The following is a 13,218-nucleotide window of genomic DNA, read 5'->3' on the forward strand; positions in this document are numbered from 1 at the left end:
CCATAAGGGATGTATACAGAGCAATTCTTGCGGTAATAGTGGGAGCGTTATCAGGAATGCTGGGAGTGAATATTTAAAAAGTATTTCCAGGTTAAAATAGTTATGCTATAATAATCTAGTACAGTATTAGAATGGGGGTATTTTAATGAAGCATATTAGAACTATAAACAAAAACAACATTAAAAACAGCTTAAAAAAACCAGGATGTAAAGAATGCGCTAACTCATGCCAGTCAGCTTGCAAGACTTCTTGTACAGTTGCTAATTTAGCTTGTGAAAACTAAAAAATACCTTATGGGGGGCAGTAACTAATCTGTTACTGCCTTGTATTTGGTTGAGGGGGAAAAAAATGATGTCGTTAATCCATAAATTCACTCAAGATGAGAAATATTATATAATTGATGTAAATTCAGGCTCAGTTCACTTAGTTGATGAACTAGTTTATGATCTTATAGATGAAGATAGTCTTAAAAGCCTTGAAGAATTAAAAAGCAGATTGCAAAATAAATACAGCTCCGCTGAAATAGAAGAAGGATATAGTGATATTAAAGAGCTTATTAATGAAGGAATGCTGTATTCCATGGATTTATATGAGAATATAGCTATTAATGACAATTCACCATCCTATATAAAAGCCCTTTGCTTAAATATTGTCCATGACTGTAATTTAAGATGTAAATACTGCTTTGCTGATGAAGGAGAGTATAAAGGCTGCAGAAAACCAATGCCCCCTGAAATAGGTAAAAGGGCAATTGATTGGGTTATTAAAAAAAGCGGTCCTAGGAAGAATATCGAGGTTGATCTCTTTGGAGGAGAGCCTTTAATGGTATTCGATACATTAAAGGAAATAGTGGATTATGCAAGAGAGCAGGAAGTTTTATTTAATAAAAATATTAGATTTACTATGACCACCAACGCAACTCTTTTTAACGATGAAATAATGGAATATGTTGATAAAAATCTGGGAAATATAGTATTATCAATAGATGGAAGAAAATCAGTTAACGATAAGGTAAGAGTTAAAGTAGACGGCAGCGGAAGTTACGATAAAGTACTTCCTAAGATAAAATCCATGGTTAAACTCAGGGATCCAGAAAAGCAATATTATGTTAGAGGAACCTTTACAAGAAATAATATAGATTTCTTTGAAGATGTTATTGCTTTAGCTGATGAAGGTTTTAAAGAAATATCAGTGGAACCAGTGGTTTTACCTGACGAACATGAATTGTCAATTAGAAAGGAAGATCTTCCTACTATATTCACACAGTATGATAAGCTATATAAAGAAATGCTCAAAAGGCATAAAGAAGATAACGAATTTAAATTCTATCATTTCAATATAGATTTAAATGGAGGACCATGTATATATAAAAGGATTTCAGGCTGCGGCGCAGGACATGAATATGTTGCCATTACACCGGATGGAGATATATATCCCTGTCACCAATTTGTAGGAAATACAGATTTCCTTTTAGGAAATATAATGGATAAAGAGGATATAAATACGGAAATTCCTAATACCTTTAAAAATGCTCACATATACAATAAGCCAAAGTGCAGAGAATGCTGGGCACGATTTTACTGCAGTGGAGGGTGTCAAGCTAATAATTTTAATTTTAATGGAGATATTCACATTCCATATGAAATAGGTTGCGAAATGCAGAAAAAACGTATTGAATGCGCTATTGCGTTAAAAGCACAAACCATGGAATAATAACGTATTTTGACTTTATTGACTAAAAATGTAATTGTATATATAATTTATTTAACAGCATAACAGAGGGGGATAAGAATGAAAACAAAAGCTAGAAGCAGCATTATATTCATTGTTACTGTAATATTAATAGCAACCTTTGCTCTTGTTGGAGCAAAAGGCTTAGTAATAGGTGGATATAAAATCAAATCCTTTGAAGAGTTAATTACAAAAGGTCTGGATTTACAGGGTGGAGTATCCGTTCTCCTTGAGATAGTAGAAGAGGAGGTTAAACCTGATGAACTTGAAAGAACAAAAGAACTGTTAAGCATGAGGGTAAATAAGATCGGAGTCAGTGAAACAGTAGTTACCACTGAAGGTGACAGACGTATAAGGATTGACATACCAGGAATGTACGATTTTCAGGGCATAGTAGAAACATTGTCAAAAACCGGTAAATTAGTTTTTAAAGATCCTGAAGGAAATGAGCTTTTAACAGGAAATGACATATCAAAGGCTACAACTCAATTCGATGAGTACAATAAGCCGGTTATCGGTCTTGAGATGAATGAAGAAGGAAGAAAGAAATTTGCTGATGCAACCACAAAATTCGTAGGTAAGAAAATATCAATTTATATGGACGATGAGTTGCTCACTGATCCAACTGTAAATGAACCGATTACTCAAGGTCAGGCGGTAATTACAGGTAACAGAAGCATAGAAGATGCACGTAGAATAGCAGGAATAATAAATGCAGGTGCTCTTCCTTTAGAAGTTAGCACTGCTACAGTTAGAACAGTAGGTCCTCAGCTAGGGGCTAATGCATTTCCTAATGCAGTTAAAGCAGGACTTATAGGTATAGCACTCATATTTGTCTTTATGATTATATATTATAGAATACCAGGAATTTTAGCTTCTTTGGCTTTAACCTTATATGTTATTTTAGTTTTACTAGCCTTTGCTTATATAGGTGTTACAATGACACTGCCTGGTATAGCTGGACTACTCCTCACCATCGGTATGGCGGTAGACGCTAACGTACTAATATTCGAAAGAATAAAAGAAGAACTTTCAACAGGTAAATCCGTTAGATCCTCTGTAGATGCAGGCTTCAACAGAGCTTTATCCTCAATAATGGATTCTAATATTACCACTATAATTGCCGGAGTAGTACTTTACTTCCTTGGTTCAGGAGCAGTTAAAGGTTTTGCTTTAACTTTAATTATTGGTATTGTCTTAAGTATGTTTACTGCAATTGTAGTTACTAAGTTCCTGGTTCATACTGCATTAAATATGGGAATAATCAACAAGCCTGAACTATTTGGTGTTAAAAGGGGGTAAAAAGCATGCTAAAGATAATAGAAAAAACTAAACTATGGTTTAGTTTGTCATTGATAGTTATGGTTATTGGAATAGGATTTTTGGCAGTTAAAGGCCTTAACTTTGGTATCGATTTTAAAGGTGGAACACAGCTCGTTATAGATATGGGGAAGGATTTTGACAAACCTGAGGCAGATGAGATAATTAAAAAGTATGATAATGGAGCTTTAACTAATAAGGTTGAAAACTCCAAAATAGAGATCAAGAGTAATAATTTAACTGAAGAAAACTTAAAGAAGATGCTTGAAGAGTTAAATCAAAAATATAGTTTAAATGAAAAATCTGTAGTTTCCCAAGATGTAATTGGAAGCTCAATAGGTAAAGAGCTTACAAATAAAGCTTATATTGCACTAGCTATAGCAGTAGTTCTAATGCTAGCTTATGTAGGATTTAGATTTGAGTTTAAATTTGGGGTAGCTGCCATACTTGCTTTAGTTCACGATGTAATTATCACCATTAGTATATATGCAATTTTCCAAATACCAATAAACTCGCCTTTTATAGCGGCGATTCTGACTATTATTGGATATTCAATCAATGATACCATAGTAATATTTGACAGAATAAGAGAAAATCAAAAAATTATGAGAAGAAAATCTGTAGAAGAAGTTGCAAACATAAGTATAACACAAACTATGAGACGTTCCATAAATACCGTTTTAACAACGCTTATAACAATTGTATCAGTTTATATATTTGTTCCTACAGTAAGGGATTTTTCATTCCCGCTTATAATAGGAATAGCAAGTGGTGCTTATTCATCAATTTTCATAGCAAGTCCTATATGGGTTTTACTTAAAAATAAAAGAAAAAAGCCAATATAAAAGCTGCTTAGTATTTGTTCAATATAAACCTTCAAGTAATTTTGAAGGTTTATATTGCTTTTGACGAATTTTATTTGTCAAAGAGGGTATTTTCCATTATAATATAGTTGTTTTCTATTGTTTTGGAGGAGTTAAGAATGCATAAATTTTGGCAGAACATTTATAGAGCTAATTATATTTCTGGATATAATCCATTTCTGTTGAAAAACATGAATAAGGCACTGGAAAGAGTAGTGAAGGCTATAAATGAGAGGGAAAAAATAATTATCTATGGTTCCTGCGATGTGGATGGAATATGCGGGAGTTCGCTGCTTCTTCTGGTTTTAAAGTACTTAAATGCAGATGTGGAATACTATTTGCCTGAAGAGCAGAGCTCTAACTATTATATAGACGATTATATAGTAAAAAACCGCCTAAAGATTCTAGGCACGAATTTAATTATAACATCAGGATGCTGCTTGAAAAATAAAGAGCAGGAAGATCTATGCAGAGAATTAAATATAGATATAATAGTAACAGATTATAAGAGTAATGAGTTTAAAAGTGATTTTATAACGATAAACCCTAATGAGAAAGGCTGCTCTTACAGATATAAAAATCTCTCTGCCAGTGGAATTGCTTTCAAGCTTACTCAGGCATTAGCGATATACTATAATATGAAATGCATAAATAAGTATATAGACTTGGTTCTGTTGGGAAGCTGTGCTGCGGAGGTATCCATTACAGGGGAAAACAAGGTTATATTTAATGAAGGGCTTAAACATCTTAGACAAACCAATAACTACGGATTAAAGGCTTTAATGTCTTTAAATAATAAAACCAGTTATAATGAAATGGAAATTAGAGAGTTAATAAAAATATTAACACCTAAATTGAATGTGGTAGGAAGAATGGATAACGCACGTATTGTAGTTGAACTTTTAACCACCAGCGATAAGGATAGGGCGGAGCAGATAGCAAAGTATCTCACTATGGAACTTAAAAATATAGTTTCTTAGAAATACATATTATTAAATGGAGGATTTAATATGGATTATAAAAGTAAAATAAGAATAATTGAAGGATTCCCAAAAGAAGGTATAAGCTTTAAAGACATTACTACATTAATAGAAGATGGGGAAAGCTTAAGAAAATCAGTAGAATAGAGATTGCGGATTATCTGAAAGACAAGAACATTGATGTTATAGTAGGCCCTGAAGCAAGAGGATTCATCTTTGGTGTTCCTGTTGCATATGCACTGGGAGTTGGTTTTATTCCTGTAAGAAAAAAGGAAACTCCCATATGATACTGTTAAGGTGGAATATGATTTAGAATACGGCAAGGATACTTTAGAGATACATAAGGATGCTATAAAGCCTGGCCAAAGAGTTGCAATAGTTGATGACCTCCTTGCAACTGGAGGAACTATCGGAGCGGTAGCTAAGCTTGTAGAGCAGGTAGGAGGGGTAGTGGTTTCTATGGGATTTGCTATAGAACTAACTGACCTAAAAGGAAGAGATAAGCTAGGAAAATACGATATAATGTCATTAGTTCAGTATGATATTTAATTTTATTTGATAAATTTAATGTAATATTATATAATAAAAATAAATTTGGCTGGTTCTGAAACCAGCCATTGATTTTAGCCTAATACTTTAATACATCAGATTTCTTTTAGAGGAGAGTAATTCTATGATCCAAAAACTCATGGAAATAATTGATAATAACGACTATGAAGTAGATAAAAATTTAATAGTAAAAGCATTTAATCTTGCAGAAGATGCTCATAAGACTCAGAAAAGAGAATCAGGTGAGCCTTATATTATGCACCCTTTAGAGGTCTCATGCATATTGGCTGAGATGGGAATGGATTCTAATACAATAGCAGCGGGGCTTCTCCATGATGTTATTGAGGATACTAATTACTCCTATGAAGAAATTAAGAAGGAATTCAACGAAGAAGTTGCTAATTTAGTGGATGGAGTCACTAAATTAGGTAAGATTAAATATAAGACAAAGGAAGAGCAGCAGGCAGATAACGTTCGAAAAATGCTCCTTGCCATGGCTAAGGATATAAGAGTAATAATTATTAAATTGGCAGACAGACTTCATAATATGCGGACTTTAAAATTTATGCCTCCGGAAAAGCAGAAGGAAAAATCTAAAGAAACACTGGATATATATGCTCCTTTGGCTCATAGACTGGGAATGTCAAAGATTAAATGGGAGCTGGAGGATATTTCTTTTAGATATTTGAACAGCAAGGAATATTATGAATTAGTTTCCTTGATTGCAGAAAAGAGGGTTGAAAGAGAAGCGTATATATCAGCTATTATAGAGGATATGCATAAAAAACTCTCCGGATCGGGCATTGAAGCTGACATTGAAGGAAGACCAAAACATTTCTACAGTATATATAGAAAAATGGTAAATAAAAACAAAAGCATAGAGCAGATATTTGACTTAACAGCAATTAGATTACTTGTTGAATCTGTCAAAGACTGCTATGCAGCTTTAGGTATTGTACATACTATATATAAGCCTCTTCCAGGAAGGTTTAAGGATTATATAGCAATGCCTAAGCCTAATATGTATCAATCTCTTCATACCACAGTCATTGGACCGCAGGGAAAGACTTTCGAGATTCAAATACGCACCTTTGAGATGCATAAGACAGCAGAATATGGAATAGCAGCTCATTGGAAGTATAAAGAAACTTCTCCAGAGGGGTCTGGCAGCAATTTTGAAAATAAACTTACCTGGCTCCGTGATATATTAGAATGGCAAAAAGATACATCGGATGCTGTGGAGTTTATGGAAGCATTTAAAATAGATTTATTTTCTGATGAAATATTTGTGTTTACTCCTAAAGGAGTAGTTATTAATTTACCTAATGAAGCTACTCCTATAGATTTTGCATACAAAATACACACAGATATAGGAAACAGATGTGTAGGCGCAAAAGTAAATGGCAAAATGGTAACCTTGGATCACAAGCTTAAAACAGGAGATATAGTTGAAATATTGACATCTGCAGTGGCTAAAGGTCCTAATTTAGATTGGCTTAATATGGTTAAGAGCAATCAGGCAAAAAGCAAAATAAGGGCCTGGTATAAAAAGGCAAAAAGAGATGAAAATATTGTAAAAGGCAAAGAGATGCTGGAAAGGGAATCCAAAAAGCAAGGGGTAAACTTTAGCGAGGTTGCTAAGGGTGATATTTATGAAAAACTTCTAAAAAGATATAATTTTCATAATATAGAAGACGTTTATGCTTCAGTAGGTACAGGAAGCTTAATTGCTTCTGTGGTAGTATCTAAACTTAAAGAAGGTATAATCACTGATAAGCCTCAGAACAGTGATGAGGTTAATAAATCTATAGAAGATCAAGTTAATAAAACTAACCATAATAAAACTACCAATGTTGGAGTTACTGTTAAAGGTATGGATAATATTATGGTTAGGTATGCAAAATGCTGCAGTCCAGTAGCTGGAGATGATATTATTGGCTATATAACTAAGGGAAGAGGAATATCAATACATAGAAAAGACTGTGTAAACATAAAAAGTCTTCCCATAGAGGAAAAATATAAGCTTGTTGAAGTCAGCTGGGGAAATTCTAAGGGAGAAGAATATATCTCTCAAATACAGATTAAAGGTGAAGATAGAATTGGACTTTTATCTGATATTATGGCAATAATTTCAGAATCAAACTTTCATCTTCAGGCTTTAAATGCTAAATCAGTAAAAAATAATATTGCTTTAGTAACAATTAAATTAAGTATTAATTCAATAGAACAGCTTCGGGATATAATGAAAAAGATCAGAAGATTAAATGGAGTAATGGAAGTATATAGAATGCATAATTAATATGGAGGATGAGTTATCCATGAGAGCGGTTATACAGAGAGTGAAGGAATCAAAAGTACTGGTAGGTGGAGAAGTTAAAGGCAGTATTGGCCAAGGACTTAACGTACTTTTAGGTGTTGCTAAAGGAGATAGCGAAGAAGATATTAAATATTTAAAGGATAAAATTATAAATCTAAGAATTTTTGAAGATAATGAGGGGAAGATGAATTTATCTTTAAAGGATGTAAAGGGTGAACTCCTAATTATATCTCAATTTACTTTGTATGGAGACTGCAGAAAAGGCAGAAGACCAAACTTTATGAATGCCCTTGGGGGAGAAGAAGCAAAAAAGTTATATGAAATTTTTATAGAGTCCTGTAAATCAGAGGGGATAAAAGTGGAAACAGGAGTTTTCGGGGCAGAAATGGATGTTTTTATCTTAAATGACGGACCTGTTACAGTAATATTAGAAAGTGATAAAAGCTTTTAAATGAGGTGAAATAATGTTTATTAAAAGGATGCCAGCGGGAATATATGCAGCTAACTGTTATATTATTACTGATGAAAATACAAAGGACGCATTAGTTATAGATCCCGGCGGAGATGAAGATGATATTATAGATTATATAAATGAAAAAGGGTTAAAGGTTCAAGCTGTTCTTGTAACTCACGGACATTTTGATCATGTGGGTGCAGTGAGAGTTTTAGCAGAAAAATACGATGTTAAAATATATATTAATGAAAAGGATCACCGTCTTATGGAAAAAGGTGCTGGTGCTTTTGGAGATATAAGCGGTTCAGATATTATTTACATAGGTGATAATGAGGTCATAAAGTTTGGTTCCATAGAGATTAAGGCTATAGAGACTCCAGGTCACAGTCCAGGAAGTATGAGTTATCTAGTTAAAGATGACCTGTTTACCGGTGATGCACTTTTCCAGATGTCTATTGGAAGAACTGACTTAGAAGGAGGAGATTTCGATACTCTCATAAGCAGCATAGTAGAAAAGCTAATAATATTAGGTGACCATATAAATGTTCATCCGGGACATGGTATGAGCTCTACCATACAGCAGGAAAGACTTTATAATCCTTATCTAAATTAAAGGGAGAGGCTATGAAAATAGACATATTACTTAATAATCTAAATTATAGATATGATATTTATCAGATATTTAATATATTTTATTCTTTAGAAGAAATATCCTTTAATCATGATAAAGAAGATTATGAAGATTATAAGGTCATAATTGAAAGCGACCGTGTCTATATATCCCATAACCATATGAAAAAAAGCTACGAAGACTCGGAAAATATAGGGTGCAAAAATTTTATTAAAAAAGCTGTTTTTCAATTCCTTACAGAAGAAACAAAAGAGCATTTTCCATGGGGAACTTTAGTTGGTATTAGACCTAGTAAAATAGCTTTAGACCTTATTAATAAAGGCTTAACAGCTGAGGAAATAATATCATATTTTAATAGGGTTTACTGTACTGACAGGGATAAAGCTCAATTATGTATAGACATTGCAAAATATGAAAACTCTTTTGTAAACAACAAAGAGAATAACATAAGTATATATTTAGGTATGCCATTTTGTCCTACAAGGTGTGCATACTGTTCTTTTGCATCAAATCCAATTTCTGCCTGTAAACCTCTTGTAGAGCCCTATTTACTGGCTCTTAAAAAGGAAATTGAATTCATAAGAGATTATATCAATGAAAGAAAGCTCACTGTAGAAACCGTGTATTTTGGAGGAGGAACTCCTACCTCAGTTGATGATGAACAATTTAAGTTTATTATGAAAGCTATTTTTGATAATTTAATTTTAAATAAAAATGTTAAAGAATTCACAGTGGAATGCGGAAGACCTGATAGTTTGTCTAATAGTAAATTGGAAACACTAAAGAAATATAATGTTACCAGGATAAGCATAAATCCTCAGACTATGAATGACTCAACCCTTAAAGGGATAGGAAGAAAACACAGTTCAAAGGATATAATAGATATATTCAATAAAGCAAGAGAGCTTGGATTTGATAATATCAATATGGATTTAATCGTTGGTCTTCCAGGTGAAGGATTGGATCATGTAAGGCATACCTGCAGTGAAATATTAAAGCTTAGTCCTGAAAGCGTTACAGTACATGGAATGTCAATAAAGAGAGCTTCTGATCTTCATGAAAAAATCCTTTTAAAGCAATATTATTATAAACCTAATCAAAAGGAATTAAATAGCATGTATAATGAAACGAGGGCTTTGGCTGAAAAGCTTAATATGATACCCTATTATATGTATAGACAAAAAAATATGGTTGGTAATATGGAAAATGTGGGATATACTATAATAGGCAGAGAATGTGTATACAATATTGAAATGATAGAAGAAAAGCAGACCATTATTGCTTTAGGAGCGGACGCTGTCACTAAGGTAGTTTTTCAAAAAGATAACAGAATAGAAAGATTTGGAAATTTGAAAGAAGTAAAACAATATATAGATAAAATTGATGCTATGATTGAAGGTAAAATAAAGCTATTAGATAGCCTTTATAAAGATAACAATTAAGAATTTTAAATACTGTCAGGAGGAATATATATGGGTGAGGCGTTAAAGGGACTTAAGCGCAATACAATGTGTGGAGAACTCAGGGAAGAACATATTGGGACCAAATTTACCGTAATGGGATGGGTTCAGAGAAAAAGAAATCTCGGAGGCTTGGTTTTTATAGATTTAAGGGATAGGACAGGAATACTTCAGGTGGTTTTCGGAGAAAAGATAAATACAGAAGCTTTTCATAAATCTGATTCTGTGAAGCCTGAATACTGTATAGCAGTGACTGGTGAACTAGTTAAAAGAGAGTCCGTTAATGCAGGTATGCCTACAGGAATGGTGGAATTAAAAGGAGAATCTATAAAGATTTTATCTGAATCAGAAACACCTCCTATTTATATAAAGGAAGGCCTGGATGCAGCTGAAAATATAAGATTAAAATATAGATACTTAGATTTAAGAAGGCCTGATATGCAGAGGATATTTTTCATAAGGCATAAAGCTGCTAAGGCAATTCGTGACTTTTTGGATGATAATGGATTTTTAGAAGTAGAAACTCCTATGTTAACTAAAAGCACACCTGAGGGTGCCAGAGATTATTTAGTACCAAGCAGAAATTATCCAGGAATGTTCTATGCCCTTCCTCAATCTCCACAGCTTTTTAAACAGCTTTTGATGGTTTCAGGGTTTGATAGATATTTCCAGATAGTAAAGTGTTTTAGAGATGAAGATTTAAGAGCAAACAGGCAGCCGGAGTTTACTCAGGTGGATATAGAGCTTTCCTTCGTAGAAGAAGATGATGTTATGGAGTTAAATGAGAAGCTAATTGCTCACGTATTTAAAAAGGTGCTAAATAAAGAAATACCTACACCATTTAGAAGAATGCCTTACAGAGAGGCTATGGAGAAGTATGGAAGCGATAAGCCTGATTTAAGATTTGGTATGGAAATTAAAGATTTAACCGATGCAGTAAAAAATAGCGAGTTCAAAGTTTTTGCAGAGGCAGTGAAGAGCGGTGGATCAGTTAGAGCATTAACTGTTAAATCCGGGTCAACCATGGGAAGAAAAGATATTGACAGGTTAGGTGAGTTTGTAAAAACATATAAGGCAAAAGGTTTAGCGTGGATAGCTTATAAAGAAGATGAAATAAAATCCCCTATTGCTAAGTTCCTTACTGAAGAGGAAATGAAGAATATAATAGAAAAAGCTGAAGCTGAAACTGGCGACTTAATACTTATTGTAGCGGACAAAAACAGTGTAGTTTTGCAATCTTTAGGAGCATTACGTCTGGAAATTGCAAAGAAACTTGAACTATTAAAGGATAATAATGAATTTAACTTTGTTTGGATAACAGAATTTCCTCTTTTAGAATACGACGAAGAAGAAGGTAGGTATTTTGCTGCTCACCATCCCTTCACCGCTCCAATGGAGGAAGATATTAAATATCTTGATTCTGATCCCGGAAGAGTGAGGGCAAAAGCTTATGATATGGTGCTTAACGGAGAAGAGCTAGGTGGAGGAAGTATTAGGATTCACGATACCGACCTTCAGGAAAAAATGTTCAGAGTACTTGGGTTTACCTCTGAATCAGCTTGGGAGAGATTCGGCTTTTTACTAGAAGCATTTAAATTCGGTCCTCCACCACATGGAGGTTTAGCCTTTGGATTTGATAGGATGGTAATGTTCTTGGCTGATACAGATAACATTAAGGATGTAATTGCTTTCCCTAAGAATCAAAATGCATTCTGTAATTTAACTGAAGCTCCAAATTCAGTAGATGAAAAACAGCTTAATGAATTAGGGATAGAGATAAACCAAAAGCCAAATAAATAAATCAGTTATTATAAAGAAGGTTATTATTCAGAGAATACTAACCTTCTTTTATTTTTCTTCATATATGTATAAAAGTTAAAACCATTCTATAAAATAAGAATTCATTGAAATTTTATTATTAAAGTGATACAATACAATTAACATACGGGGTATAGGTATAAAGGAGTGAACTTAATGGATGATATTAAAATGGATAACACAGATATAAGTGCTGAACTTCAAAAAAATTTATTAATAAGACTTAGAAGAATTGAAGGACAGGTAAAAGGAATTCACAAAATGGTAGAAAATCAAGTGTGCTGTAATGATGTGTTAGTTCAGATAGCTGCAATACGTGCTGCAATAAACAAGGTAGGCGGACTTCTCATAGAAAATTATGCAAGGAACTGCATGGGAATTGAGAAGGGCAGTGATCAGGAAGAAGGCTTAGAACAGCTTATAAGTACTTTAAATACTTTTATAAAATAAAGAAAAACAGAGCAGTATACAAGGTTTATATTTGTAGTATACTGCTTTGTTTTAATTAAAATGTATTTTTCTTGAGTTTAATGTGGTTTATAAGCCTTACCACTGTTGAAACCAATAATATACCCACAGCCAGTGACCCGGCACTGGCAATAGTATTAACTCCTGTTTCCACAGCTTTATTAATATTACCCTGAACAACATCGTACATAGTATAATACATTCCGCTACCAGGCACTAAAGGTATTAGTGAACAAATTATATAAGTGGTTACCGGAGTTTTTGATATTCTTGCCATTATTTCTGAATAGCTGCTGAACACTATACTGGATATTAAAAGGGAAGCTAGATTGTTAATGCCTGAATTTAATAAAACAGAATAAACATACCAGCTTATTACTCCTCCTAAAGATGCGTAAAATAAATTTTTACGTCTAATGTTAAATATTATTCCAAATCCAAAGGAGGCAATAAATGAATAAATACAGCTGTAGAACACTAAAATGCACCTCCTATATAGCTAAACCATAAACTTAAAACTGCACCGCTTCCTACAGCAATACCTATGGCGATTAAAAATGCCTCTGTAGCTCTGGAAAGTCCGGCAATTAAGTCTCCTGCAATAGTATCTCTTATGGCGTTGGTTAT

Annotated in this window: 13 protein-coding genes and 1 pseudogene; 12 read left to right on the forward strand and 2 right to left on the reverse strand. The window is 33.4% G+C overall.

All coding sequences use genetic code 11. The features are described 5' to 3' along the window. Window positions 1-145: 145 nt before the first annotated feature. From scfA to TA89_RS05285, 12 genes and pseudogenes are all read left to right on the forward strand, one after another. Entirely contained in the window at window positions 146-283 is a 138-nt protein-coding gene (gene scfA, locus TA89_RS05230) for a six-cysteine ranthipeptide SCIFF (protein ID WP_040211495.1), read from the forward strand. A gap of 68 nt (window positions 284-351) precedes the next feature. Beyond that, a complete protein-coding gene (gene scfB, locus TA89_RS05235; RefSeq protein ID WP_040211516.1) occupies window positions 352-1,713 on the forward strand; it encodes a thioether cross-link-forming SCIFF peptide maturase in 1,362 nt (453 codons plus the stop codon). Between the two features lie 78 nt (window positions 1,714-1,791). Beyond that, window positions 1,792-3,033: a protein translocase subunit SecD gene (gene secD, locus TA89_RS05240; RefSeq protein ID WP_147590081.1), complete on the forward strand. Its 1,242-nt coding sequence runs from the start codon at window positions 1,792-1,794 to the stop codon at window positions 3,031-3,033. A 5-nt stretch (window positions 3,034-3,038) separates the two neighbouring features. Then, complete coding sequence (gene secF / locus TA89_RS05245) at window positions 3,039-3,896, forward strand: protein translocase subunit SecF (protein ID WP_040211498.1); 858 nt, start codon at window positions 3,039-3,041, stop codon at window positions 3,894-3,896. A gap of 137 nt (window positions 3,897-4,033) precedes the next feature. Continuing rightward, entirely contained in the window at window positions 4,034-4,894 is an 861-nt protein-coding gene (locus TA89_RS05250; protein WP_040211501.1) for a DHH family phosphoesterase, read from the forward strand. 30 nt (window positions 4,895-4,924) lie between these two features. Continuing rightward, a pseudogene (locus TA89_RS05255) lies at window positions 4,925-5,443 on the forward strand (adenine phosphoribosyltransferase). A 124-nt stretch (window positions 5,444-5,567) separates the two neighbouring features. Then, window positions 5,568-7,742 carry a RelA/SpoT family protein gene (locus TA89_RS05260; protein ID WP_040211503.1) on the forward strand — a complete coding sequence of 725 codons (2,175 nt, stop codon included), beginning with the start codon at window positions 5,568-5,570 and terminating at the stop codon, window positions 7,740-7,742. Between the two features lie 19 nt (window positions 7,743-7,761). Next, window positions 7,762-8,211 (forward strand): D-aminoacyl-tRNA deacylase, encoded by a 450-nt coding sequence (gene dtd, locus TA89_RS05265; protein ID WP_040211504.1) that lies wholly within the window; start codon window positions 7,762-7,764, stop codon window positions 8,209-8,211. 13 nt (window positions 8,212-8,224) lie between these two features. Beyond that, window positions 8,225-8,827: an MBL fold metallo-hydrolase gene (locus TA89_RS05270; protein ID WP_040211505.1), complete on the forward strand. Its 603-nt coding sequence runs from the start codon at window positions 8,225-8,227 to the stop codon at window positions 8,825-8,827. An 11-nt stretch (window positions 8,828-8,838) separates the two neighbouring features. Then, window positions 8,839-10,287, forward strand: a complete 1,449-nt coding sequence (locus TA89_RS05275; RefSeq protein ID WP_040211506.1) for a coproporphyrinogen III oxidase — start codon at window positions 8,839-8,841, stop codon at window positions 10,285-10,287. A 30-nt stretch (window positions 10,288-10,317) separates the two neighbouring features. Further along, window positions 10,318-12,105: an aspartate--tRNA ligase gene (aspS, locus tag TA89_RS05280; RefSeq protein WP_040211509.1), complete on the forward strand. Its 1,788-nt coding sequence runs from the start codon at window positions 10,318-10,320 to the stop codon at window positions 12,103-12,105. A 174-nt stretch (window positions 12,106-12,279) separates the two neighbouring features. Then, window positions 12,280-12,573: a metal-sensitive transcriptional regulator gene (locus tag TA89_RS05285; protein WP_242850088.1), complete on the forward strand. Its 294-nt coding sequence runs from the start codon at window positions 12,280-12,282 to the stop codon at window positions 12,571-12,573. A 55-nt stretch (window positions 12,574-12,628) separates the two neighbouring features. Here TA89_RS05285 and TA89_RS05290 read toward each other — a convergent pair whose 3' ends face one another. Then, window positions 12,629-13,069 carry a threonine/serine exporter family protein gene (locus TA89_RS05290; RefSeq protein ID WP_040211512.1) on the reverse strand — a complete coding sequence of 147 codons (441 nt, stop codon included), beginning with the start codon at window positions 13,067-13,069 and terminating at the stop codon, window positions 12,629-12,631. Then, a partial coding sequence (locus TA89_RS17945; RefSeq protein WP_040211514.1) for a threonine/serine exporter family protein occupies window positions 13,069-13,218 on the reverse strand: 150 nt, incomplete at its 5' end. The genes TA89_RS17945 and TA89_RS05290, both read right to left, overlap by 1 nt.

Source organism: Clostridium polynesiense (genome assembly GCF_000820705.1).
Taxonomy (GTDB): domain Bacteria; phylum Bacillota; class Clostridia; order Clostridiales; family Clostridiaceae; genus Clostridium_AA; species Clostridium_AA polynesiense.

What these genes read in the sequence shown, in the direction of transcription:
- scfA (WP_040211495.1), top strand. Translation starts at nt 146, where the DNA reads ATGAAGCATATTAGAACTATAAACAAAAACAACATTAAAAACAGCTTA.
- scfB (WP_040211516.1), top strand. Translation starts at nt 352, where the DNA reads ATGTCGTTAATCCATAAATTCACTCAAGATGAGAAATATTATATAATT.
- secD (WP_147590081.1), top strand. Translation starts at nt 1,792, where the DNA reads ATGAAAACAAAAGCTAGAAGCAGCATTATATTCATTGTTACTGTAATA.
- secF (WP_040211498.1), top strand. Translation starts at nt 3,039, where the DNA reads ATGCTAAAGATAATAGAAAAAACTAAACTATGGTTTAGTTTGTCATTG.
- TA89_RS05250 (WP_040211501.1), top strand. Translation starts at nt 4,034, where the DNA reads ATGCATAAATTTTGGCAGAACATTTATAGAGCTAATTATATTTCTGGA.
- TA89_RS05260 (WP_040211503.1), top strand. Translation starts at nt 5,568, where the DNA reads ATGATCCAAAAACTCATGGAAATAATTGATAATAACGACTATGAAGTA.
- dtd (WP_040211504.1), top strand. Translation starts at nt 7,762, where the DNA reads ATGAGAGCGGTTATACAGAGAGTGAAGGAATCAAAAGTACTGGTAGGT.
- TA89_RS05270 (WP_040211505.1), top strand. Translation starts at nt 8,225, where the DNA reads ATGTTTATTAAAAGGATGCCAGCGGGAATATATGCAGCTAACTGTTAT.
- TA89_RS05275 (WP_040211506.1), top strand. Translation starts at nt 8,839, where the DNA reads ATGAAAATAGACATATTACTTAATAATCTAAATTATAGATATGATATT.
- aspS (WP_040211509.1), top strand. Translation starts at nt 10,318, where the DNA reads ATGGGTGAGGCGTTAAAGGGACTTAAGCGCAATACAATGTGTGGAGAA.
- TA89_RS05285 (WP_242850088.1), top strand. Translation starts at nt 12,280, where the DNA reads ATGGATGATATTAAAATGGATAACACAGATATAAGTGCTGAACTTCAA.